The following is a 24,183-nucleotide window of genomic DNA, read 5'->3' as shown; positions in this document are numbered from 1 at the left end:
CCGGCGCGGCCGTACTTCCACCCTACCGCGTGGCAACGAAAAAAAGCCTCGGAAACGGCAACAACACCGTGCCGTCATCCAGCGCCGGATAAGCCCGCGCGATCTCATCCCGATACCGCTGCAAAAACCCCGGTTCCTCGCTGTCGTCAAGCTTCGCGAGAAAGGGCCGCAGCGCGCTGCCCTTGAACCATTCGACCACCGCGTCGGCGCCGCCCGCGAGCGGGTGGTGATAGACGGTGCGCCACACATCGACCCGCGCGCACAACGGCTTGAGCAGCGCGTAATACCACGCCGCGTCATACCGCATGGTGCGCTCGACCCCGGCGAGCTTCGCCGCCCACGGGCCATCGGCGGCGATGTCCCGCAACAGCCGATGCGCGGGCTCATCCAGATTGTCCGGCATCTGCACCGCGAGACTGCCGCCCGGCGCCAGCTTGTCCACCAGCGACGGCAACAGCCGCGGATGGTCCGGCACCCATTGCAGCACCGCATTGGCGAGGATCAGGTCGTACGGACCCGGCGCCGCCCACGTGCCGATGTCGGCCACGTCGAACTGGAATTGCGGCAGGCGTTGTCGGGCCGCCGCGATCATGTCGGGCGAACTGTCCAGCCCGCTGACCGCCGCGTCTGGCAGCCGCGCGGCGAGCGCCTCGGTCGAGTTGCCCGGCCCGCAGCCGATGTCCACCGCGACCCGCACGTCGGTGGCCGGCACCGCCGCCAGCAGATCCTTCACCGGCCGCGTGCGTTCGTTTTCGAACAGCACGTACTGCCTGGCATACCAGTCGGTCGTCGATGTCATGTCGCGCTCCTGTGGGGTTGATGTGGGGTGAATAGGGGGTTGGTGTGGTTTTGCATCTCATCCATCCGGCCATTTTCGGCGCCGGCGCACGCAGAGTAAAATGAATTTATCTTGCGGATTGCTTCATTTTTCTGATGAAAATCGACACCCTCGGCGTGCAGGCTTTCGTGGCGATCGCGGATCGCGGCAGCTTCCAGAGCGCGGCGGATTCGCTGCACGTCACGCAAACCGCGATCACGCAGCGGCTGCGCAAGCTCGAAGATTTTCTCGGCGTCACGCTGATCGAGCGCACCACGCGCTCCATGGCGTTGACCGAAATCGGCCGCGGTTTCCTGCCGCAGGCGCGGCGTCTGCTCGGCGAACTGGCGGACGCGCTGGTGGAAATCCGCGAGACCGGCGTCGCGCGGCGCGGCGACGTGTCGATCGCCTGCGTGCCGACGGTCGGCGTGCAGTATCTGCCGCGCATACTGCAGGCCTATGCCGCGCAGTATCCGCATAACCGCATCAAGATTCTCGATCACGCGTCGTCGGCGGTGGAGGCGGCGGTGTTGCGCCGCGAGGTCGAATTCGGCATCAATATCGCCGGCGAACATCATCCGGATCTGAACAGCGTGCCGGTGACCGAAGACCGGTATGTGCTGATCTGCCATCAGGATCATCCGCTCGCGAAACGACGGCGTCTGGCATGGCGGCAATTGCAGGCGTATCCGTTGATTTTTGCGGGCGAGGTGAGCGGCAACCGCGCGTTGCTCGATGTCGCGCTGGAGAGGAACGCGCTGACGCTGCGTTCGTTCTACGAGGTGCAGCGCAGCTCGACGGCGGTCGGGCTGGTGGCTCAGGGAGTGGGCGCCGCGGTGGTGCCGGCGCTGGCGTTGCAGAAGGGGGCGTATCCGACGGTCAGAACCGTCGAGCTGACCCAGCCGGTGGTGTCGCGCACGCTGGTGCTGGTCGCGCGCAAGACCGCGCAGTTGTCGCCGGCCGCGCAGGCGCTGTACGACATGATTCTGGCGCAGGCGACGCTCAAGCGCTGAAGCGTCACACGCACTGCGCCCGCAGCCGGATCGCCGCATGACTCAAATCCGCTTCGATCGCGCGCCGCACGCCGGCGGCGTCGCCTGCTTTCGCGGCATCGAGCAGATCGTCGTGCGCGTCGTTGAGCGTCGCGGCGAACTGCGCGTGGTCGAACAGCAGATTCGAAATCGGCCCGACCTGCAACCACACCGTCTCGATCAATTCGAGCAACAGCGGCGAAGCCGCGGCCCGATAGAGAATCAGGTGAAACGCCTCGTTGGCGTCGAGATAGCCTTTCGGATCGCCGCCGCGTAATGCGGCGATCATCTGCGCGTTCAGCGTGGTCAGCGCCGCCAGATCGTCCGGTGTGAGGTGCGGCACGCCGAGTTCCGCGGCCTCACCTTCGAGAATCAGGCGCACGCGCAGCACGTCGTCGAATTGCGCTTTCGACAGCAGCGGCACCGTGACGCCGCAATTGGGCACGTTGACCAGCGCCGATTCGGCGGCGAGGCGTTGCAGCGCGGCGCGCACCGGCATCTCGCCGACGCCGAGTTCGGCGGCGACGTGGCGGATCTTGATGCGTTCGCCGGGGACGAAGCGGCCGATGGTCAGCCACTGCCGCAGTGTGTCGTAAGTCTGATCCTGCAACGTGTGATGGCGTGAGGTTTTCATGACGCTGGCCGGTGTTCGCGCCCTTGCACGGGCTTGACGTTGAACATGAGGGAGAGCCTGCGCACGGGGGCGATGAAAGGCCGCCTCACGACTTCAACTCCCCGAGGCACGCGTCGAACGCCGCGATCAGTTTCTCCACGTCGTTCAGCGACGTCTCCGGACACACGAGAATCATGTTGTGAAACGGCGTGATCAGCACGCCGCGATTGAGCAGGTACAGATGCACGATCTGTTCGAGTTCGGCGTCGAGCTGGTGGCCGGCTTCGCTGCCGTTGCGCGGCGGCGTCGGCATGAACTGGAACTCGGTGCGCGCGCCCACGCGCGTCACGCACCACGCCAGGCCGTGGCGCGCGATCGCGTCGCGCAAGCCGTGTTCGATCCGCTCGGCCAGCGCGAACATGCGCGCGTAGGCGGCGTCGGTCATCACCTCGGCGAGCGTCGCGCGGATTGCGCTCAGCGCCAGCAGATTCGCGGTAAGCGTCGTGCCGATGCCCGAATGCCCCGGCGGCGCCTCGCGCTTGGCCCGCTGCGCGCGCTCGGCCAGCCCGGCGCTAAAGCCGTACACCGCGCACGGAAATCCGCCGCCGACCGGTTTGCCGAGCACAAACAGATCCGGTTCGAGGCCGTACGCCTTCGTATAGCCGCCGGGGCCGCAACTGATGGTGTGCGTTTCGTCGATGGCGAGCAGCGTGCCGTGACGGCGCAACAGCGCCTGCGCGTGCCGCCAGTAATCGGGATCGGGCAGCACCATGCCGATGTTGGTCATCGCCGGTTCGGCCAGCACGCAGGCCACATCGCCGTCTTTCACGGCGTCTTCGAGCGCGGCGAGGTCGTTGAACTCGATCACGCGGGTGGCGTCGAGCAGGTCGTGCACCTGCCCGATCAGGCTGTCGCGCTGCACCGCGCGGCCGTCGACGAGATCGACGAACACGTCGTCGACAGTGCCGTGATAGCAGCCGTTGAAAATCACGATCTTGCGCCGCCCGGTCGCCGCGCGCGCCCAGCGCAGCGCGAAGCGGTTGGCGTCGCTGGCGGTCATCGCGAACTGCCAGTAGGGCAGGCCGAAGCGCCGCGCGAGTTCTTCGCCGACCCACGCGGCGTCTTCGCCCGGCAGCATCGCCGTCATCCCGCGCTCGGCCTGGGCGGCTAGCGCGCGCGCCACCGGCGGCGGCGAATGGCCGAACATCGCGCCGGTGTCGCCGAGGCAGAAGTCCGCGTAACGATGACCGTCCACGTCGGTGAACGACGCGCCGCGCGCCGCATCCACGTACAGCGAAAACGGCGTGGACCAGTCGTTCATCCAGTGCAGCGGCACACCGAACAGCAGATGGCGCGCCGCGCGCGCCGACAACTCGCGCGACTTCGGCATGGCGTCGGCGAACGCCTGACGCTCGCGCGCGGCGAGCGCCTGCGCGCGCGTCCAGTCGATTCCTTCACGCGTATTCAAGGGCGGGTTCTCCGGTTTCATTCTGATTCGTATGGAAGGGTCGCTGGCGTGAGAACGTGCGGCCGTTCGCGTGATCGAGCGTGCGAACGCCTTGCATCAAACCAGCAGTTGCAGATGCTCGCGCTCCCACGCGGTAATTCCTTGCGAAAAGGTCTCGAACTCCTTTTCCTTCACCGAGCAGTACGCCTGCACGAATTTCTCGCCGAGCACGTCGGCGAGTTCGGGGCAGTTCAGCAGCGCCTTGAGCGCATCTTCCAGACCGCGCGGCAATTCGTATTCGAGGTCGTACGCGCTTTCGACCATCGGCGCCGACGCCTGCTGCGCTTCGACCATGCCCAGATAGCCGCAGGCGAGGGTGGCGGCCATGGCCAGATACGGGTTCACGTCCACGCCCGGCACGCGGTTTTCGAGCCGCCGGTCGGCCGGTTCGGAATTCGGCACACGGATGCCGCAGGTGCGGTTGTCGTAGCCCCAGCGCACGTTGATCGGCGCGGCGGTGAAGCGCGACAGGCGGCGATACGAATTCACGTAAGGCGCGAACATCGGCATGGCGCGCGGCATGTACTTCTGCAATCCGCCGATGTAGCTGAAAAACAGCGGGCTCGCCGAGCCGTCCGGCAACGAGAACACATTGCGGCCCGTTTCGCTGTCGACGATGCTCTGATGAATATGCATCGCGCTGCCCGGTTCATGCTCCATCGGCTTGGCCATGAAGGTCGCGAAAATGCCGTGACGGTAGGCGGTTTCGCGCACCGCGCGTTTGAACAGGAACACGCGGTCGGCGAGATCGAGCGCGTCGCCGTGCGAGAAGTTGATCTCCATCTGCCCGGCGCCGACCTCGTGCACGAGCGTTTCGACGCCGAGCCGCGTCATCTCGCAGAAGCGCGACAGGTCCTGGAAAAACGGATCGAACTCGTTGACCGCATCGATCGAGAACGACTGGCGGCCGGCTTCGTGGCGCCCCGCGCGGCCGAGCGGCGGACGCAGCGGCTCATGCGGATTCTTGTTCTGCGCGATCAGGTAGAACTCCATTTCCGGCGCCACCACGGGACGCCAGCCGCGCGCTTCGTAGAGCTTCAGCACGCGGCGCAGCACCGCGCGCGGCGAGATGCCGATTGGCTCGCCGTCGAGCCCGACGCAATCGTGGATCACCACCGCGACCTGTTCGATCGCCCACGGCACGAGCCGCACGGTGTCCGGATCGGGAATGCACAGCATGTCGGGATCGCTCGGCCCGACGAAGCGCTCGAAGTCCGCGAACTCGCCGTTGACGGTGATCATCAGCAGCGCGTTCGACATATGCATCTTGCCCTGCGCGAGGAACAGGTTCTTCGGCACGATCTTGCCGCGCGCGACGCCGGTCATGTCCGGAATCACACATTCCACTTCATGGATTCGGTGCTGCTCCAGGAATTCGCGCAGATCGTCGCGTAGGTCGCTTTGCAAGATGGACTCCAGTCGGTTGAGGAAGGCGGGCAGGGCTCGCCAGGTCGAAGAAGCTGGGTTTCTCTGTTTTGCATCGTGAGATTTGATCAAATGATTGCACGGATTTTAATTTTTGGGAAATTTGATCAAATAAGTGGTGCCGCTGGCCTGACGCCCGATCCGCGAACTGTGCCTGTCGGCTTTCGCGAATGGGCCCTATGCTTCGACACCATGCTGACGATCTTCGGAAAGACCTCATCCATCAATGTGCGCAAGGTGCTGTGGACTTGCGCCGAACTCGGCCTGCCGTTCGACCAGGAAGACTGGGGCAGCGGCTTTCGCGCCACCGACACGCCCGAATTCCTCGCGCTGAATCCCAACGCGCTCGTCCCCGTCATCAAGGACGGCGAGTTCGTGCTGTGGGAATCGAATTCGATCATTCGCTATCTGGCCGGGCGCTATGGCCGTGACGGGCAGGACGGCAGCGAGTCGCTGTACCCGCTCGACCCGTTCCAGCGCGCGCGCTGCGACCAGTGGATCGACTGGCAGGCGAGCGAGCTGAACCGTGCGTGGAGTTACGCGTTCATGGCGCTGGTACGCCAGTCGCCGGCCCATCGGGACACGCGGCAGATCGACCAGTCGGCTGCGGCGTGGGCGCAGCGAATGGACATCGTGAACCGGCAATTGATGCAGACCGGCGCCTTCATCGCGGGCGAGTCGTTTTCGCTGGCGGATATTCCCATCGCGCTGTCGATCAACCGCTGGCTGGACACGCCGCTGCGGCACGACGATCTGCCCGCGGTCGCCGCCTACATGGAGCGCCTCGCGGCACGCGAGGGCTACCGGCGGTATTGCCGCAACGGCACGCCGTGAGCGAGGCGCCGCTTACAGAAACCCAATGTAATCCTTGCGAATGTCCGCATCTGTCCGCGCGCCGCGCAGTGCGCGCGGACTCGCCTACAATGGCCGCTTTTGCGACATAGCTTGAAGGTTCGACGATGCGGGTTTCGACACTGGCGCTGGCACTGCTGACAGCGTGTTTCACCTTGAACGCGAATGCCGAGATGACGGCCGCGCAATACAAGCAATGGGCGCACACCGACAACAACTCGGTCTACGCGGCCTACATCACCGGGACGATCAACGCGCTCGGCTGGGCCAACGGCGATCTGGTGGCGAAGAAGCGGCCGCCGCTGTTCTGTCCGCCGCAGGATCTCGCGATCGGCAACCAGAACGTGTATCCGTTGCTGGATACGTTCTTCACGAATCACCCGACGATTTCCGAGGATTTCCCAATCGGCCTCGCGATTCTCCGCTCGTTGCAAGCGGCGTTTCCGTGCTGAGGCGACGATAACGCGGGGGGAACACGGAAAAAGCACGGCAAAAACAAGCGGGGAGGCCGCGCGATCCTCATGCATCGCGCGAGCGCTCCCCGCGTGCATTACATCTGCACCAGCTTCGGAATCTGCACGTCCGGATTCACGTCGGCTTCGTAATCGACGCCGGCGATCTCAAAGCCGAACAGACGCAAAAAGTCCGTCTTGTAGCCGCTGAAATCCGTCAGTTCGTAGATGTTGTCGTCGCGCACCTGACTCCACAACGCCTGCACGCGTGCCTGCACTTCCGGATCGAGTTCCTTGTAGTCGGCGCGCAGACGGCCTTCGTCGTCGAGGTGCGGCGCGGCGCCGTAGAGGCTGTCCTTGTACAGGCCATACACCTGTTCGATGCAGCCTTCGTGCGTGCCTTTCTCCTTCATCACCTTGAAGAGCAGCGACAGGTAGAGCGGCATCATCGGAATCGCGGAACTCGCCTGCGTGACGACCGCCTTCAGCACCGCGACGCGCGCGTCGCCGCCGCTGGCCGCGAGCTTGTCGCGAATGGCGAGCACCTTCTGGTCGAGGTCCTTCTTGGCCGCGCCGATCGAACCGTTCCAGTAGATGTCGTGCGTGATCTTCTCGCCGAGATAGGTGAACGCGGTGGTCTTCGCGCCGTCGGCGAGCACGCCCGCGTCGAGCAGCGCGTCGATCCACATCTGCCAGTCCTCGCCGCCCATCACCGCGACGGTGTTGTCGATTTCTTCCTGGGTGGCTGCTTCCAGCACCGATTCCTTGATCACTTCCTTGTCGGTGTCGAGGCCGCGGAACGCCACGGACTGGCCGACCGGCTTCAGCGTGGAGCTGAACACCTGGCCCGTCTTCGGATGCGTGCGCTTGGGCGCCGCGAGGCTGTAGACCACCAGATCGACCTGGCCGAGATCGCGCTTGATGATCTCGATGGTGCGTTGCTTGACTTCGTCGGAGAACGCGTCGCCGTTGATGCTGGTCGCGTAGAGGCCCTGTTCGCCGGCGAATTTCTCGAAGGCGGCGGTGTTGTACCAGCCCGCGGTGCCGGCCTTGGTTTCGCTGCCCGCGCGTTCGAAGAACACGCCGAGCGTGTCGGCCCCGGACCCGAATGCGGCGCTGATGCGCGCGGCGAGACCGTAACCGGTGGATGCGCCGATCACGAGCACCTTCTTCGGGCCGTTGGCGATGGGGCCGCGTGCCTTGACGTACTCGATCTGTTCCTTGACGTTGGCTTCGCAGCCGGTCGGATGGGTCGATACACAGATGAAGCCACGCACGCGCGGTTTGATGATCATGAAGCACCTCTTGTCGAAATTGCCGACATTATAGTGGGCTGCCACGAAGTCGCCTCCGTCTTGCCCCGACTCGCCGCTGTCCTACCGTCGACTCGCCTCGGCACCCGGCGTCGCCCGGCGGCATACACGCAAAAATCCGGCCGCGACGCGGCATCTTGGTAGGATTGCGCCTTTCCCAGCAGACGGTATGCAAGATTGAAGCGCCTGACCACCTCCTTCCTGGCCGCCCTCGATAAAGGGCTCACCCGCGCCAACGCGCCGCTCGCGCGCGCCTGGTGGCACCTGCGCCATCCGACCCGGCGCGGTATCGCGTGGGCCTGCGCGGCCAGTCCGCTGCTGCTGGTGCTGTATGTGCTGGTGCTGATTCCGTTCACGCCGAGCATCGGCGACATCCGCAAGGCGAAGATCGAGCAGCCCGCGCAGATCCTCTCCGCCGACGGCAAACTGCTGGCCGAATTCAAGCCGTCGAACCGCGAGTGGGTGAAGCTCGCGGACATCTCGCCGAACATGGTGAACGCGCTGATCGCCACCGAGGATCACCGCTTCTACCAGCACTGGGGGCTCGACTGGCGGCGCACGGCGTCGGCGGCACTGCACACGTTTTCGGGCGACCGTCAGGGCGGCTCGACGATCACCCAGCAGCTCGCGCGCAATCTGTACCCCGACGAGATCGGCCGCGCGCCGACGCTGAACCGCAAGGTCAAGGAAGCGATCACCGCGCTGAAGATCGAAGCGCTGTACACCAAGGACGAGATTCTCGAAACCTATCTGAACACCGTGCCGTTTCTCTACAACGCGTACGGCATCGAGATGGCGTCGCGCACGTACTTCGACAAATCGGCCTCGGACCTGACCGTGCTGGAAAGCGCGACGCTGACCGGCATGCTGAAGGGCAACAGCTACTACAACCCGGTGCTGAACCCGGAGCGCGCGCTGCAACGGCGCAACACGGTGCTCGGACAGATGGTCAAGTACGGCAAGCTGACGCCGGCCGCGTACCAAAGCCTGCAACGCAAGCCGCTGCGGATCGATTTCGAGCGTCAGACCGAGCCGCCGGGACCGGCGCCGCATTTCGCGCAGCAGTTGCGCAAGTGGCTCGCCGCATGGGCCGACCGCAACGACTACAACATGTACGCCGACGGTCTCGTGGTGCGCACCACGATCGATTCGCGCCTGCAGACCATGGCGACCCAGGCGGTCACGCTGCAGGGCAACCAGTTGCAGGGCATCGCGAATGCGGCGTGGGGCACGCGCTCGGCCTGCTCCAACGGCCGCGACCTGTTGCAGACTTTCCTGCGCGAGACGCCGGAGTTCCGTGCCGCGAAAGACAGCGGTCTGAGCGACGAGGATGCGCTCAAGCGCGTGTCGTCCGACCGTGCGTTCGTGCAGTCGCTGTGCGAAAGCAAGACCCGCGTGCAGGCCGATTTTCTGGCGATGGACCCGCGTAACGGCCAGATCCGTGCGTGGGTCGGCAGCCGCGACTTCACCCAGGACCCGTTCGACCACGTGCAGCAGGCGCGTCGTCAGCCGGGCTCGACCTTCAAGCCGTTCGTGTACGCGGCGGCCTTCGAGGGCGGCGCGAAACCGTCCGATACCTTCGTCGACAAGCCGGTCGAGATCGAGCTCACGGGCGGCGAAGTCTGGCGTCCGAGCGACGAGGACGAACCGAGCGACCGCGCGATCAGCCTGCGCGACGCGCTGGCGTTCTCGCGCAACCGCATCACCGCGCAGCTGATGGAGACGGTCGGCCCGAACAAGGTTGCCCGTCTCGCGCGTGCGATGGGCGTGCGCGACAGCGAACTGGACCCGGTGCCGTCGCTCGCGCTCGGCACGAGCCCGGTCACGCTGAAGGAAATGGTGTCGGCGTACGGCACGATCGCCAACCTGGGCGGCTACGTCGAACCGGTGATGGTCACGCGCATCGAGGACCGCAAGGGCGATGTGCTCGCCGAATTCGCGCCGGTGTCGCCGAAACAGGAACTACCCGCCGACGCCGACCGGATGCTGATCGACATCATGCGCGACGTGGTGAACCGCGGCACCGGGTCGAGCATCCGCAGCCGCTTCGGCGTGCGCGGCGATGTGGCGGGCAAGACCGGCACGACGCAGGGCAATGCGGACGGCTGGTTCATGCTGATTCATCCGCAGCTCGTGGCAGGCGCGTGGGTCGGCTTCAACGACAGCCGCGTGACCTTGAAGAGCGATTACTGGGGGCAGGGCGCTCACAGCGCGCTGCCGATCGTCGGCGATTTTTTCCAGCGCGCGCAGCGCTCGAAGCTGGTGGACAGCCGCGTGAAATTCGCGACCGAGCAGGAACCGGGGTGGTTCACCGAGCGCGCCGACAGGCTGCGCGGCTGGTTCCAGCAGGTGTTCGCGACGCCGCCGGAGAAGCCGGCGGCGCCAGTGGTGGCGAAGAACGGGGCGCGCAGAGCGGCGCCGAACGCGACGACGATGGCGTCTTCTGCGTCCTCTGCGTCGTCTGCGTCGTCGGCGGTGGCGTCGGGTTCGGGGGCATCGGCGGCGGCCAGCGCGTCGTCGCTGGCGGTGGCGTCCGCGGTGATGGGCGGACCGCGTGAGATGCCGCCGTTGCTGGGCGTGCCGGCGTCGTCGCCGGCCTCGACCGGTGGCGAGTCGGTGGACGGCGAAGCGCGCGGCCATGCCGAAGCCGCCTCGTCGCCGACGCCCACGCCGGACGACATCGGCGCGCCTGATGCGGGCGGCGCCTCGAATGCGCCGGCAGGCGGCAACGCTTCACCATGACAACGCGAGGTCCGGTTAGCACGACATGCTGACCGGACTGCCGCCACAGCGCAGCGTTTCTTCGTTGCACCCCTAAGGCCGCCCCCCTAAGGCCGCACCACCTCCGGCTCGCCCGCCGCGCCCGGCCCCGCGCGTCCCGACGCCGCCTCCAGCGACGCATCGTGATGCAACAGCAGCACCGCGGCGACGCCGACCAGCCCGGCGCCCGACAGACACAGCAACCCGGCGCCGAAGCCGCCGGTGCTGTCCTTGATCCAGCCCATCGCGTACGGCCCGAAAAAGCCCGCCAGATTCCCCAGCGAGTTGATCGCCGCAATCCCGCCGGCGGCCGCCGCGCCCGACAGGAACGACGCGGGCAGCGTCCAGATCACCGGCAGGCAGCCGAAGATGCCGAACCCGGCGATCGACAGCGCGATCATCTTCTGCACCGGATTGTCGAGCCCGGCCGCCGCCGCGATGCCGCCCGCCGCGACCAGCAGCGCGATCGCCACATGACGCTTGCGTTCGAGCTTGCGGTCCGAATGCCGTCCCCAGAACACCATGCTGATCACGCCGACCACATACGGCAGCGAGGTGACGAAACCGGTCTGCAGATTGGTCAGCCCGAACGCCTTGACGATCTGCGGCAGGAAAAAGCTCAATCCGTAATTGGTTGCATTCGCACCGAAGTAGATCAGCGCGACGGCCAGCACGCGCGGATTGAACAACGCCTGCCTGACGCTGAAGTGACGCACCGCCTCGCGGTGCGCGCGCTCCTGCTGCTGCCGCGCCATCAGCCAGTCGCGTTCGTCGGCGGGAAGCCAGGCAGCGTCGGCGGGCTTGTCGGTCAGATAGAACAGCACGGCGACCGACAGCAGCAGCGCGGGCAGCGCCTCGATCAGATAGAGCCACTGCCAGCCCGCCAGGCCGCCGCGGCCGTCGAGCGACAGCAGCGCGCCGGAGATCGGCCCGCCGATCACCGTGGACAGCGGAATCGCCGCCATGAAGTAGCCGACCACACGGCCCCGGTAGGCCGCCGGAAACCACAAGGTCAGCAGAAAGATGATGCCGGGGAAGAAGCCCGCCTCGGCCACGCCGAGCAGAATGCGCAGCCCGTAGAACACGTGCGCGGCCGACAGTCCGGTGAAGTGCGCGAGATTCGGAATGAACGCCATCGCGCCCGCCAGAATCCCCCACGTGAACATGATCCGCGCGATCCAGCGGCGCGCGCCGAACTTCTCCAGCAACAGATTCGACGGCACTTCGAAAAAGAAGTACGCGATGAAGAAGATCCCCGCGCCGAAGCCGAACGCGCTTGCGGAAAAACCGAGCGCCTTGTTCATCTGCAGCGCGGCAAAGCCGACGTTGACGCGGTCCAGGTACGCGACGAAATAGCAGAGCATCAGGAACGGCACGAGCCGAACCGTCACGCTTTTCATGGTGCGTGCTTCGATATCCATGGTCTGTCTCCTCCGGCGGCGCCGGTTGGTGCCTCGCAGCATGGCCTGCTGCCGGCCCGTTCCACTGATGTCGTTACAGACTAGTCGCTGATCCGCGATTGCGGTAGGGACGGCGGTGACGATCTGACGCGCGCCGCGTGCTCAGGTCCACGGCACATGCACCTTGTCCAGATTGCGGTCGAGCTGATACGCGGCGCTGATCAACGCGAGGTGCGTCAGCGCCTGCGGGAAATTGCCGAGCGCCTCGCCGCTGGTCGCGACTTCCTCGGAGAACAGACCGACGTGATTCGCGTACGCCAGCATCTTCTCGAACACGAGCCGGCCTTCGTCGACCCGTCCGGCGCGCGCCAGCGCCTCCGCATACCAGAACGAACAGGCGCTGAAACCGCCCTCGATGCCGGGCAGACCGTCGAGCGTCGCGCCGCGCGTATAGCGGAAAATCAGCGGATCGACCTTCAGCTCGTTGCCGATCGCGTCGAGCGTGCCGATCCAGCGCGGATCGGCCGGGCCGATGAAGCGCACCAGCGGCATCATCAACGCGGACGCGTCGAGCGTCGCGGAACCGGGCGTCTGCACGAACGCGTCGAGTTCGTCGTTCCAGAAGTTGTCGTGGATGTCGCGATGAATCGCGTCGCGGGTGTCGAACCAGCGCTTGAGCGGCGCGGGCAGCGAGCGCTTTTCCGCGAGACGCAGCGCACGGTCCAGCGTGACCCAGCACATCAGACGCGAATGCAGCAAGGGCCGCTGGCCGTTGCGGAATTCCCAGATGCCGTGATCCGCTTCGCGCCAGTGCTCGACCACGTAATCGACGGTGCGCGTGACATGACGCCAGCCTTGATAGGAAATCGCCGCGCCGTATTTGTTGTACAGATAGACCGCGTCGAGCAGCGCGCCGTACACGTCGAGCTGGGTCTGGTCGCGCGCGGCGTTGCCGGTGAGCGGCGCGCCGGTGGACCCGTCGGCGAGTGCGGCGGCCTCGGCTTCGACCGGCGGCATTTCGCCGTCGACGGTGTACATCACGCTCAGCGAACCGTCCGACTCGCAGTCGCGGTTGCGCTCGGCGATCCATTTCATGAAGTGCCGCGCCTCGCCGGTGTAGCCAAGGCGCAGCAGCGCGTACACGGAGAACGCGGCGTCGCGGATCCACGTGAAGCGATAGTCCCAGCGGCGCGAGCCATCCTGCGCCTCGGCGAGTCCGAAGGTCGGCGCGGCGACGATCGCGCCGTATTCGCGCGAGCTCAGCAGTTTCAGCGTCAACGCCGAACGCATCACCACTTCGCGATAGCGGCCGCGATAGGTGGATTGCGCGGACCAGTGCTGCCAGTAGCGGATCGTGTCGCGCAGCACGGTGTCGCAATCGAATGCGTTCTCGCGCAATGCATCGGCGTCGCCGAACACGAAGGCGGCGGACTCGCCGTCGTGCAGTTCGAACTCGGCGTGCGCGGCGTGCGGGTCGATGGAAAGCGGCAGCGTGCCGCTCAATCGCAAGGTCGGCGTGCCTGGCGGCGCGCCCGCGTTGGTGTTTGCTTCGGTGTTCGCCTTGGTGCCGGTTTGCGGGTGAAATTCCACCGCGTTTTCCCCAGCGCGCTTGAGCTTCGGCGCCACGCGACCGTAATCGAAGCGCGGAGCGCAATGCAGGCGCAGCGTCATGCGGCCGTGCACGAGCCGCACCACGCGGATCACGCAGTTCGGCAACGTCGCGTCGCGGTGGGGATCGGCCGAGGCGGTGACTTCGCCGCCGGTGTGATCGTCGGCCACGGGCATGAAGTCGAGCAGTTCACACACGCCGTCCCGCGTCATGAAGCGGGTGAGCAGCACGTTGGTGTCCGGCAGGTACATCTGCTTGACGTTGACGTTGACGTGGGCCGCGCCGTCGGCCGCATCATCGGCCATTTCGTGCGCGGGTTCGATCGAGAATGCGCCGCCCTGTTCGGGTTCGAGCAGCGCGGCGAAAATCGTCGGCGAATCGATGCGCGGGAAGCACATGAAATCGATCGCACCGCGTAGCGACACCAGCGCGGTGGTCGCCATGTTGCCGATCATGCCGCGAGCATCGGCGGGCAGGGTGGGGCGTGAGGACAGGGAGGTGGGACGCGGTTCGGCCATCGGGGCACGCGGCGGGCAGACACAATGCGGACATTCAGCAAACCGCGTGCCCCGGGGTGTCGATTGGCTTACGGTCGCGGCGCGCCGGTCGCGCGAGCGCGCCAGGCTTACATCCGGTCACATTGTTAAGCCCTTGGCAACAGTGTTTTCAGGCAGCGAGGCTGATCTCCGGCGTGCGATTGCGGATAATTTCACCCTCGATGAAACAGCCCGAAAAGTGCAGATCAATCATGTTCGACAGGATCCCGGAGCGCGAATTAACACGACGGACGGCGCGCGTGCCGCGCGCCGCTTTTGCTTCTTCCGCTGCTTCTTTCCAGCAGCGCTGGCGCGTGCTGCTGGCCGCGACGCTGGCATGCGCGAGCCTCGTGGGCTGCGCGACGTCGAGCGATGTGGTCGCCACCGACAAGCCCGGCACCTACACCATCGCGGCCAGCGCGACCGGCGGCCGGATGGCGTGGGCGCGTGCCCATACCCAGGCGATGAGCGAAGCGCGCGACTATTGCGAGCAGCGCGGCATGCAGGCCAGCGTGACGACGGAAACGGTCAGCGGCGTGCAGATGCTGACCGAGCATGGGTCGTCGGTCAATTTCGAGTGCCATCCGAAGTTCTGAGGTAACGGGCGCATTGATATGCGTCTCACGCGTTTCATGCTGAAACGCGTCGCGGCGGCGGAGTCGATCAGCCGGCGAGCGCTAATCCGATTCACTCGCCCGGCAAAACCGGCGGCACCCGCTTTTCGCTTTTATCGCTGTCCTGCTCCGGAATATTGCCGAAGTAAATCGACAGATCGCGGCGCGGATGAAAATCGTTCAAATGCCAGCTCAGCGTCAGCGGATCGGTGTATTGCCCTTTGCCCTCGAAACACGTCGAAATCAGACCTGCCGGCGTGGGCCGATGCAACCGTAACGTGAAATCGCGACTGCCGTCCTTCCACGTATTGGCTGTCTTCAGGATATAGCCGACGAACAGGCCATTGGTCTGCCGCGCATCGTCCGCGGTGGGCTGCGATACCTTTTTCCAGTCGCTCAGAAACGCGTTATCCGCGCAGGCCTGTTCGCGCAATTCGGACGGGTGCATGTCGATGGTCGGAATACCCACGGTCGGAAACGGCCGGTATTCGTGATGCACGCGCACCACCTTGCCCGCCGGAAAAGTCAGATACCAGACATACGCGACCGACACTTCCCAGGCCGGAATCGAATCGCTTTGCGCGCCCGCTTCGAGCCAGCCGCGCTGGCGCATCGCGTTCATCTGCGCGGGCGTGAACGGTTTGGCCGTCACGTCGAACGGCGCGCCCTCGCCGGGCAGGAGCGCGATCTGCCGGTCGGTCAAACCGAGCGCGTGCAGTTGCGCGGTAATGTCCTTGCCCTTGAATCGCGCGCTCACATGCGTCGAAAAACTTTTCGATTCACCGTCGACGAGAATCCGGAAACCGTGCGGCTGCCCCCAATAACCAGGTTCCTGACTCGCATCCGCGCCATACGGCGGCAAGGGGAATATCAGACTTTCGTGGACGTCGTTCGCGCTTTCGTTGAGAAACTCGTAATCGACCGAAATCCTGTCGGGCGCAATATCCAGTACTTCTTTCGCCATCGCGACCTTGTCGGTATGGCCGAGCGTGATATTGCCGGTATCGACGCCGCCAATGCCGTCATTAGCGAAAGCGGAAATACTGGCGGCGAATACGACAGATGCGAGCAGGGGGCGGATTTTCATTTGCGTTGAAATTATTTATATTCTGTGCCGAACGCGCCATTCTCCGGATTTGTATTGGCGATGCAAGTCCGTTTCGGTATTCTTTGCGTCGCGGCATGATGCATCGAGCGCGACGAATAAAACCATTTCAGCGAAGGCCCGAGAAAACTGAGCGAACCATGAATCTTCCATCGCATTCGCGTGCTGCAACGTCGCCCGACCCGGCAAACTCGTGGACCTCGCCGATGAGCGCGGACCAGCAGGCGCTGATGCGCCGCCTCGACGCCTATTCGCTCGACGCGCCGGACGTCGCGCTGCCGTACAGCGTGCGCCTTGCGCAGCGCGAAGGCTGGTCGCGCGAGCACACCGCCGAGGTGATCGCGCAATACAAGCGCTTCACGTTTCTCGCGGTATCGACGGGACACGTCGCGACCCCATCGAAAGCCGTGGATGCCGCATGGCATCTGCACCTCGAATACACGCGCGAGTACTGGGACGTGTTCTGCGCGCGGGTGCTGCTGACGCCGCTGCATCACACGCCGGGCAACGGCGCGCCGGGCGAGGACGCGCTCTATCTGCGCGCCTACCATCAGACGCTCGACGACTACCGGCGTCTGTTCGGCGAAGAAGCGCCGGCGTCGGTGTGGCCGCGTCCATGCGCAGTCGAAACCACTCAGGCCGACGACAGGCACGCCGCGTTACCACATCAGGCGGCAGCGCCGGTGACGCATCTCGAACGCTGGCGCGCATGGCTCGCGGCCGGCCGCTCGCCTGTGCTACGTGCGCGCCGCGTTCCGTTCGGTGGGCTTGCGTGGTTGACGGCGGCAGTTGCGACGTATGCGTACGCGGGCGACGTCACGCACATTGCGCACATCGATCTCGACGTGCTGAACTACGCGGGCCGGGACTTTCTACAGTTCTATCTCGCGCTGTGCTTCGGCGTGCTGCTGCTGATCTACTGCGCGCACCGGATCGAACATCGTCGCCGCACGTGGGGCGCGCACGGCGCACCCGCCGCGTTCCACACGATGACGCCCGACGAAGCCGCCTACCTCAGCGGCGGCGCGCAACGCATGGCGCGCGTCGCGACGCTCTCGCTGATCGATGCGGGCGCCGTCAAGTTCTCGCCGTATCCCACCCGCGCGCCGACGGTCACCGCGGTGGATGCCGCGAAGGCCGGCCGTTACGCGACGCAATGGCAATGGCTGAATGGGAAAAAGAACGGCACGGCCGCGTACGCGTCGTTCCGCACGGAACTGATGATGCAGCAGGACACCGCGTTTACCGACGAGTTGATCGCCTGCGGCTGGCTCTGGAAAAAACGCGGCATGCGTGGCTTGCTGCTGGTCGCGCGCGCGTTGGCGTTGTTCGCCGGGGCGCTCGGTTTCGCGAAGGTGTGCGTCGGCATGAGCCGCGACAAGCCGGTGATGCTGCTGGTGATCGGCATGATCGTATTCGCGCTGGCCTATGTGATCGTGATGCGTCGTCTGCCGGGGTTGGGGCGCAGCGGGCCGACGGCAGCGGGACAAACGGCGCTCGCCGAGTGCCACGAGCGTCGCGCGGCGCAATGGAGCGGGGACGGCCGGATGGCGGCGGAGGGCGCAACGAGCGCGTCGCATGCGACCAGCCGCGGCAACGCGAAAAGCACGCGCGGCGCGGGCGCCCGGCCACGCGTCGCGACCCGGGCGAGCCTCGCACGCGCGCAGGCCGCCGCCGGCGACGAAGGTTTGTCCGATGCGCTGCTGTGGCGCACGGCACTACTCGGCGTCGGCGCGTTATCGGGCACGGCGTGGGAGATGTACCGGCGCGGACTCGACGCCCCGGCGATCATCGCGAGCAGCGGCGGCGGCTCGGGATCGGGCGGCTGGACGGACAGCGGTTGCAGCTCCAGCAGCAGTTGCAGTTCGAGCAGCAGCTGTAGTTCGAGTAGCTGCAGTTCGAGCAGTTGCGGCGGTTGTTCGAATAGCTGAAGCGAGCCGGCGATGTGCCAACGAAGCACACTCGCCGCGCCCGACTCACTTCACGTACAGATACCGCACCAGGTGGAAAAACACCGGTGCGGCGAAACAGATCGAATCGACACGATCGAGCGCGCCGCCGTGTCCGGCGATCATCGACCCCCAGTCCTTCGCGCCGAGCGAGCGCTTGACCGCCGACAGCACCAGCCCGCCGACGAACCCCGCGAGCACGATGGCGAGCGACATCAGGAACGCCGCGCCGAAACTGAACGGCGTGATGCGATACAGCGCCGCGCCCGACAGCGTCGCCAGCAGACCACCGCCGATAAATCCCTCGACGGTCTTCGAAGGACTCAACTTAGGCGCGATCTTGCGTCTGCCGAACAGCTTGCCGACCACGTACTGGAACACGTCGCTGATCTGCACCACCAGCAGGAAGAAGAACAGCAGCAGCGCGTTTTCGCCCTGATAGCCGGGAATATCCAGAATCAGCAGCGCGGGCGCGTGACTCAGCCCGTACACGCAGACCATCAACGCCCAATGGATCTTCGAACTGCGGCTGAGGAATTCGTGCGTATCCTGCGTGAGCGCCGACACCAGCGACAGCGTGATGAACAGATGCACCGGCACGAAGATCGAGAACATGCCGTACCAGTTCACCCACAACAACAGGTACTGCACCGGAATCGCGATGAAGAAGCAGATGAACAGCGTGGTGTGATCGCTGGGCGAAGTCGGCGTCAGCGTGATGAACTCACGCAACGCCATATATGACACGAACGCGAACACGATGTACGTGGCCGCCGGCCCGAGACCGATCGCGATCGCCATGATCGCGATCATCCCCCACCATGCGCGAATGCGCTGATTCAGATTGGCGATGGTCGTGCTGCGGCCGCCGTCGCGCCATGCCAGCAGGCCGCCTGTCACCGAGGCGATCGCCAGAAAGCCGACTACGCCGGCCACCAGTTCCCAGAACGCGGTTCTCATTGTGTTGTGTGTGTCCGGTTTGTCGTTGTGTGTGATTCGGCTTGACCGAGCTCGCCCCAGCACGCGGCCGCTCAGTCCGCGTGACGGATCGGCGACAGTTCGACGACGCGCTCCCGCGCGCGCTGCAAAAAGTCCGCCTTCGCTTCGTTTCCGTCGAGTGTGAAGGTCGCGCCGAAGTGCACCTTGCAGATCAGCGGCACCGGCCAGATCGCGCCCTTCGGCATGATCCGCTGCAGGTTCTCCAGATAGACCGGGCACAACTCGACCGACGGAAATTCGGTGGCAAGCCGGTAGATCCCGCTCTTGAACGCCTGCGGCAACGCCTCGGCGCTGCGCGTGCCTTCCGGAAAAATGATGATCGAATAGCCGAGCCGCAACGCCTCGCGCACCGGTTCGAGCGGATCGCCTTCGCCTTCCTTCTTGCGGTCGATCAGCACCACGTTGAGCAGGTTGTTGGCGATATGCACCTTGACCTTGCCGCGCTCCCAGTAATCGCGCGCGGCGACCGGCCGCACCTGATCGCGCAACTCGCGCGGCAACGCGGCGAGAATCGCGAGCGTATCGACGTGGCTGGTGTGATTCGAGAAGTAGATTTTCTGCGTCGCGCTCGGTGTGCCCTGATGCCATACCGGGTAGGCGCCCGCGACGAGACGCACGACACCCAGAAGACAATCGCGTTGCCATGCATGCCAGATGCTCATTGAATCCGACTCATTGAATGCGCGTTAAAAAACGATGGGGGTGTTTCGGTCGCGGCATTATGACGATTTTTCCCGGCGTCCACCAGACCGATGTAATAGGCGTGTCTATTCTTGACCTTTTTCACCATTTAAATGACGATGTCGCTGTTTTCTAAAAGCGCCAAACAAAGCGGATGCAGGACAATTCGCCCATGAGCGGCTGAATCCGCTTCCGATCCGCCTGGAATCTAAATAAATATGAGCGTCTACGCACTCAAACCGAAGTTCCAGAATCTGCTGCGGCCGCTGGTGCGCCGCCTCGCGGGCGCGGGCGTCACGGCCAATCAGGTCACCGTCGCGGCGGCGCTCGGCTCGATCGTGGCCGGCGGCGTGGCGGCCGCGGGCTATTACCGGCTATTCCTGTTGTTGCCCGCATGGCTGTTCGTGCGCATGGCCTTAAATGCGATCGACGGAATGCTGGCGCGTGAATTCGGTCAGAAGAGCGCGCTCGGTGCGTATTTGAACGAATTGGGCGACGTTATTTCCGACATTGCACTGGTTTTACCGTTTCTGGTAATTCCCGCATTCAATCCGGCGGATATCTGGGCGTTCGCGCTGGCCGCCGCGGTCGTCGAATGCGCGGGTCTGATCGGGCCTCTCGCGGGCGCGACGCGCCGTTACGACGGTCCGCTCGGCAAGAGCGACCGCGCGGTGGCGGTCGGTGCATTCGGCCTGTGGATCGGGCTCGGTCTGACGGTCGCGCCGTGGGCCACCTGGATCTGGCGCGCGCTGATCGTGCTGGCGGTGCTGACACTGTGCAAGCGGGTGCGCAACGGCGTCGCCGAAGCGCGCTGAGATAACGTTCGAGGGAGTTGCCATGACGATCCGCACGGCCGGAGAACATACGTTTGTCACGCACGACGGCGAGGCGCTGTTCTACCGTCACTGGCCGGCGGCCGCCGCCGGCTCGTGCCGTGGCGCGGTGCTGCTGTTCCATCGCGGCCACGAGCATTCGGCACGGATCGCGCATCTGGTCGACGAACTCGACATGCCCGGCCACGCGTTCTTCGCGTGGGACGCGCGCGGCCACGGCCACTCGCCGGGCGAACGCGGCTACAGTCCCAGCGCGACCGCTTCGGTGCGCGACGTGCAGAGCTTCGCCGAACATATCCGCGACACCTATGGCATCGCGATCGAGGACATGACCGTGATCGGCCAGAGCGTCGGCGCGGTGCTGGCCGCCGCGTGGGTGCACGACTATGCGCCGCCGCTGCGCGCGCTGGTGCTCGCCGCGCCCGCGTTTCGCATCAAGCTGTACGTGCCGCTCGCGCTGCCGGGCCTGCGCTTGATGCACAAGCTGCGCGGGCGCTTCTTCGTCAATAGCTACGTGAAGCCCAGGCTGCTCACGCACGACCCCGAACGGATCGCGAGTTACACGACCGACCCGCTGATCGCGCGGGCGATCGCGGTCAACATGCTGCTCGATCTGCACGACATGGCCCGGCGCGTGGTCGCCGACGCCGCCGCGATCAAGGTGCCCACCCAGGTGCTGATTTCCGGCGCGGACTGGGTCGTGCATCGCCAGCCGCAGGATCAGTTCTACGAGCGGCTGAGTTCAGCGCGCAAGGAGCGCATCGTGCTCGACGGTTTTCATCACGACACGCTCGGCGAACTGGAGCGCGCCCGCGCGATCGCGCCGGTGCGTGCGTTCGTCATGCGGGAATACGACGCGCCGGGCGCGCCGGTGTCGCTGCTCGACGCGCATGAACGCGGCCCGTTCCATGACGAATTCGCCGCGCTCAAGAAAGCGCCGCAGCCGTTGAAGGGTGCGTACTGGGCGTTGGTGCGCGGTGGTCTGCGACTGTCGTCGTGGTTCTCGTCGGGGATCGCGCTTGGTTTCGAGCGCGGCTTCGATTCCGGCTCGTCGCTCGACTACGTCTATCGCAATCGCGCGGAAGGGCGCTCGCCGCTCGGCCGGCTGATCGACCGCAACTATCTGGATTCGATCGGCTGGCGCGGTATCCGCCAACGCAAGATTCATATCGAGGCGCTGATCGCCGACGCCATCGCGCGGCTGCGCAAGGAAGGCCAGCCGGTGCGGATCGTCGATATCGCCGCCGGGCACGGCCGCTACGTGCTCGACGCGATCGGCGCCGCCGCGTTGAGCCGCGCCGGCATCGAACATATTCTGCTGCGCGACTACAGCCCGCCGAACGTCGAGGCGGGGCGCGCGCTGATCATCCAGAAAGGCTTCGGCGCGAAGGCGCGTTTCGAACAGGGCGATGCGTTCGACGCCGAAGCGCTCGCCGCGCTCGACCCGCGTCCGAATCTGGCGATCGTCTCCGGGCTGTACGAACTCTTCAGCGACAACGCGATGATCCGCGCGTCGCTCGGCGGCCTCGCGCGTTCGGTCGCGCCGGGCGGCTATCTGGTGTACACCGGGCAGCCGTGGCACCCGCAGCTGGAATTCATCGCGCGGACCCTGAAGAACCATCGCGGCGAGGCCGCGTGGGTGATGCGGCGGCGCTCGCAGGCCGAGCTCGACGAACTGGTCGCGAGCGCGGGCTTTCGTAAGATCGCGCAGCGCATCGACGAGTGGGGCATCTTCACGGTCAGCGTCGCGCAACGGGTGACCGACGCATGAGCGGCGCGGGCGCGCGAACCGGTGCACCGTGGCGGCACGCGACAGCGGCGCGCGCTGCGCAACCGGCCACCTTCGCGCTGAAAATCGTGCTGCTCGCCGCGATGGGCGCGGTGTTTTTCTCGACCTACGGGTTCGCCAACTGGCTCGCGGGGCAGCATGCGCACGTGGGGTCGTTCGCGTTCGGCTGGGAGCACGCGATTCCGTTCTGGCCGTGGACGATCGTGCCGTACTGGTCGATCGATCTGCTGTACGCACTGTCGTTCTTTCTGTGGCGCCGGCGCGATGAGGTGTTCGATCACGTCAAGCGGCTACTGACGGTGCAGGCGATTTCGGTGTTGTGCTTCATCGCATGGCCGCTGCGTTTCAGTTTCGAGCGTCCCGCCGCCGATGGCATCAGCGGTGCGCTGTTCACGTTGCTCGCGGGTTTCGACAAGCCGTACAACCAGGCGCCGTCGCTGCATATCGGACTGCTGGTGGTGCTGTGGGCCGTGTACGCGGCGTACGCGCGCGGCGGGTGGCGCTGGCTGCTGCACGGCTGGTTCGCGCTGATCGGCCTGTCGGTGCTCACCACGTATCAGCATCACGCGATCGATGTGCCGACCGGTGCGGCGGTCGGCTGCTTCGCGCTGTTTCTGTTTCCGGTGCGGCGGGACCATGACAGGACGCGCGTGGCCGCCGAAGGCGACGAGCATGACGCGCTTGCCGAACCTCTCGCGCCTTTCGTACTCGCCCACGCGCGGCGCATCGCCCGACGCTACGCCGCGCTCGCGCTGGCCTTTCTGCTCGCGGCCTGCGCGGCGATTCCCCATGCGCCGGTCGCGGCCTTGCTGCTCGGCTGGATCGCGCTCGCGGTGCTGTGCGTCGCGATCGTCTACTGGCGCGCGGACCCGGCGCTCTATCAGAAGCGCGCCGACGGTCGCCTTGCATGGGCCACCGCCGCGCTGTTTCTGCCGACCGTGTTCGGCACCTTCGTCAACTCGCGCGCCTGGACGCGTCGTCATCCGGCGGCTTCGCCGGTCGGACATTCGGTGTTGATCGGCCGCACGCCGACGCGACGCGAAGTCAAGCAGGCGCACGCCACCGCGATCGTCGATCTGACCGCCGAAATGCCCGGCTGGGCGCGCCGCGATCCGGCGATCCACTACGTTTGCGTGCCGCAACTCGATCTGCTTCTGCCCACCTTCGCGCAGTTGCAACAGGCCGTCGCCGCGATCGAAACCTTGCGCGCGCAAGGGCATACGGTGCTGGTGTGCTGTGCGCTCGGGTATTCGCGCAGCGCATTGACGGTCGCCGCGTGGCTCGCCGTGCATCTGCAACTGGACGACGCGCAGGCGGCGCTCACGCTGTTGCGCGAGGCGCGCCCGCAAGTGCGCCTGCACGGCCCGGCCATCGCGCTGTTGCAGCGCTTTATCGACTGGCGCGCGACGACGCGGCGCGAACAGGCATGCCCATCATGAACGACGCTCCGGCCACCGTCGCTTTCAAGATCGCCGCGGCGCGCGGGCTGCTCGATGCCGGCTCGATCGTCGCGGTCTGCACGCATGTCGCGGCATGGGTCGGGCTCGCGCTCGCCTTGGGTTTGACGTCGTGGCTGTGCATCGGTCTTGCCTGCGTGAGCGGGGTGATCGCGCTGCTCGCGCTGTGGCTGCTGATCCGCATCGCGATCGACCGGCGGCTTTTCACGGCGCTCGCGCAGTCGTCCACGCTGACCGGCGAGGACGACGCGCTCGCCGCGCTCGACCACGCGCTGCAACGGCTCGGCTGGATCGACGAAGCGAAAGCGGGGCGCACGCTCGACGCGCGGGTGCGCGGCGTCGCCCGGCTGGTGCGGCTGACGATGGCGCTGGCCGTCGTGCAGGTGGCGGCGGTCGCCGTCGCGGTGCTCGGCGGCGCCTTCTGAACGGGTGTGCGGTGAC

The 24,183-nt window shown here is 65.8% G+C and carries 20 protein-coding genes; 10 read left to right on the top strand and 10 right to left on the bottom strand.

Going from position 1 to position 24,183, the window contains the following annotated elements:
- Positions 1-22: 22 nt before the first annotated feature.
- The gene (tam, locus tag LFL96_RS09815; protein WP_280995066.1) at positions 23-799 is read right to left on the bottom strand and encodes a trans-aconitate 2-methyltransferase; all 777 of its coding nucleotides are present in this window, start codon (positions 797-799) and stop codon (positions 23-25) included.
- A gap of 134 nt (positions 800-933) precedes the next feature.
- On the opposite strand from tam, the gene LFL96_RS09810 reads away from it, so the two are divergent.
- Positions 934-1,830, top strand: a complete 897-nt coding sequence (locus LFL96_RS09810; RefSeq protein ID WP_280995065.1) for a LysR family transcriptional regulator — start codon at positions 934-936, stop codon at positions 1,828-1,830.
- Positions 1,831-1,834: 4 nt separating this feature from the next.
- Here LFL96_RS09810 and LFL96_RS09805 read toward each other — a convergent pair whose 3' ends face one another.
- The 3 genes from LFL96_RS09805 to LFL96_RS09795 form a co-directional block, all read right to left on the bottom strand.
- Positions 1,835-2,482, bottom strand: a complete 648-nt coding sequence (locus LFL96_RS09805) for a GntR family transcriptional regulator (RefSeq protein ID WP_280995064.1) — start codon at positions 2,480-2,482, stop codon at positions 1,835-1,837.
- A gap of 85 nt (positions 2,483-2,567) precedes the next feature.
- Positions 2,568-3,929 carry an aspartate aminotransferase family protein gene (locus LFL96_RS09800; RefSeq protein ID WP_280995063.1) on the bottom strand — a complete coding sequence of 454 codons (1,362 nt, stop codon included), beginning with the start codon at positions 3,927-3,929 and terminating at the stop codon, positions 2,568-2,570.
- Positions 3,930-4,025: 96 nt separating this feature from the next.
- Positions 4,026-5,375 (bottom strand): glutamine synthetase family protein, encoded by a 1,350-nt coding sequence (locus LFL96_RS09795; protein WP_280995062.1) that lies wholly within the window; start codon positions 5,373-5,375, stop codon positions 4,026-4,028.
- Positions 5,376-5,585: 210 nt separating this feature from the next.
- Between LFL96_RS09795 and LFL96_RS09790 the strand changes: the two genes are divergently transcribed.
- Positions 5,586-6,227, top strand: coding sequence for a glutathione S-transferase (locus LFL96_RS09790; RefSeq protein ID WP_280995061.1), 642 nt, complete (start codon positions 5,586-5,588; stop codon positions 6,225-6,227).
- Between the two features lie 125 nt (positions 6,228-6,352).
- The gene (locus LFL96_RS09785; protein ID WP_280995060.1) at positions 6,353-6,697 is read left to right on the top strand and encodes a hypothetical protein; all 345 of its coding nucleotides are present in this window, start codon (positions 6,353-6,355) and stop codon (positions 6,695-6,697) included.
- A gap of 98 nt (positions 6,698-6,795) precedes the next feature.
- Here LFL96_RS09785 and fabV read toward each other — a convergent pair whose 3' ends face one another.
- Positions 6,796-7,992: an enoyl-ACP reductase FabV gene (gene fabV, locus LFL96_RS09780; RefSeq protein WP_280995059.1), complete on the bottom strand. Its 1,197-nt coding sequence runs from the start codon at positions 7,990-7,992 to the stop codon at positions 6,796-6,798.
- 195 nt (positions 7,993-8,187) lie between these two features.
- Here fabV and LFL96_RS09775 point away from each other — a divergent pair, with 195 nt between their 5' ends.
- Positions 8,188-10,752 (top strand): transglycosylase domain-containing protein, encoded by a 2,565-nt coding sequence (locus LFL96_RS09775; RefSeq protein ID WP_280995058.1) that lies wholly within the window; start codon positions 8,188-8,190, stop codon positions 10,750-10,752.
- Positions 10,753-10,838: 86 nt separating this feature from the next.
- Here the strand turns inward: LFL96_RS09775 and LFL96_RS09770 are convergent, their stop codons facing one another.
- Positions 10,839-12,191, bottom strand: a complete 1,353-nt coding sequence (locus LFL96_RS09770) for an MFS transporter (protein ID WP_280995057.1) — start codon at positions 12,189-12,191, stop codon at positions 10,839-10,841.
- 141 nt (positions 12,192-12,332) lie between these two features.
- Positions 12,333-14,297, bottom strand: coding sequence for a glycoside hydrolase family 15 protein (locus tag LFL96_RS09765; protein ID WP_280995056.1), 1,965 nt, complete (start codon positions 14,295-14,297; stop codon positions 12,333-12,335).
- A gap of 230 nt (positions 14,298-14,527) precedes the next feature.
- On the opposite strand from LFL96_RS09765, the gene LFL96_RS09760 reads away from it, so the two are divergent.
- The gene (locus LFL96_RS09760) at positions 14,528-14,911 is read left to right on the top strand and encodes a hypothetical protein (RefSeq protein ID WP_280995055.1); all 384 of its coding nucleotides are present in this window, start codon (positions 14,528-14,530) and stop codon (positions 14,909-14,911) included.
- Between the two features lie 91 nt (positions 14,912-15,002).
- Here the strand turns inward: LFL96_RS09760 and LFL96_RS09755 are convergent, their stop codons facing one another.
- Positions 15,003-16,016 (bottom strand): DUF4424 family protein, encoded by a 1,014-nt coding sequence (locus LFL96_RS09755; protein ID WP_280995054.1) that lies wholly within the window; start codon positions 16,014-16,016, stop codon positions 15,003-15,005.
- Between the two features lie 158 nt (positions 16,017-16,174).
- Between LFL96_RS09755 and LFL96_RS09750 the strand changes: the two genes are divergently transcribed.
- Positions 16,175-17,965 (top strand): TIGR04222 domain-containing membrane protein, encoded by a 1,791-nt coding sequence (locus tag LFL96_RS09750; protein WP_280995053.1) that lies wholly within the window; start codon positions 16,175-16,177, stop codon positions 17,963-17,965.
- A 45-nt stretch (positions 17,966-18,010) separates the two neighbouring features.
- Here the strand turns inward: LFL96_RS09750 and LFL96_RS09745 are convergent, their stop codons facing one another.
- Both LFL96_RS09745 and LFL96_RS09740 read right to left on the bottom strand, forming a co-directional pair.
- Positions 18,011-18,943: a phosphatidate cytidylyltransferase gene (locus tag LFL96_RS09745; RefSeq protein WP_280995052.1), complete on the bottom strand. Its 933-nt coding sequence runs from the start codon at positions 18,941-18,943 to the stop codon at positions 18,011-18,013.
- A 71-nt stretch (positions 18,944-19,014) separates the two neighbouring features.
- Positions 19,015-19,644 (bottom strand): lysophospholipid acyltransferase family protein, encoded by a 630-nt coding sequence (locus tag LFL96_RS09740; protein ID WP_280995051.1) that lies wholly within the window; start codon positions 19,642-19,644, stop codon positions 19,015-19,017.
- A 237-nt stretch (positions 19,645-19,881) separates the two neighbouring features.
- Here LFL96_RS09740 and LFL96_RS09735 point away from each other — a divergent pair, with 237 nt between their 5' ends.
- From LFL96_RS09735 to LFL96_RS09720, 4 genes are read left to right on the top strand one after another with little or no spacing between them, the layout of a single operon-like run.
- Positions 19,882-20,478 (top strand): CDP-alcohol phosphatidyltransferase family protein, encoded by a 597-nt coding sequence (locus LFL96_RS09735; RefSeq protein ID WP_280995050.1) that lies wholly within the window; start codon positions 19,882-19,884, stop codon positions 20,476-20,478.
- A 22-nt stretch (positions 20,479-20,500) separates the two neighbouring features.
- Positions 20,501-22,267 (top strand): bifunctional alpha/beta hydrolase/class I SAM-dependent methyltransferase, encoded by a 1,767-nt coding sequence (locus LFL96_RS09730; RefSeq protein WP_280995049.1) that lies wholly within the window; start codon positions 20,501-20,503, stop codon positions 22,265-22,267.
- Positions 22,264-23,724, top strand: a complete 1,461-nt coding sequence (locus tag LFL96_RS09725) for a phosphatase PAP2/dual specificity phosphatase family protein (RefSeq protein WP_280995048.1) — start codon at positions 22,264-22,266, stop codon at positions 23,722-23,724. Before LFL96_RS09730 ends, LFL96_RS09725 begins: the two co-directional genes overlap by 4 nt.
- The gene (locus LFL96_RS09720) at positions 23,721-24,167 is read left to right on the top strand and encodes a hypothetical protein (RefSeq protein WP_280995047.1); all 447 of its coding nucleotides are present in this window, start codon (positions 23,721-23,723) and stop codon (positions 24,165-24,167) included. Before LFL96_RS09725 ends, LFL96_RS09720 begins: the two co-directional genes overlap by 4 nt.
- Positions 24,168-24,183 lie beyond the last annotated feature (16 nt).

Origin of the sequence: Paraburkholderia sp. D15 (assembly GCF_029910215.1) — a bacterium.
Lineage (GTDB): Bacteria > Pseudomonadota > Gammaproteobacteria > Burkholderiales > Burkholderiaceae > Paraburkholderia.
The sequence above is the reverse complement of the archived record's forward strand: the minus strand, read 5'-3'. Positions and strand labels throughout refer to the sequence as shown.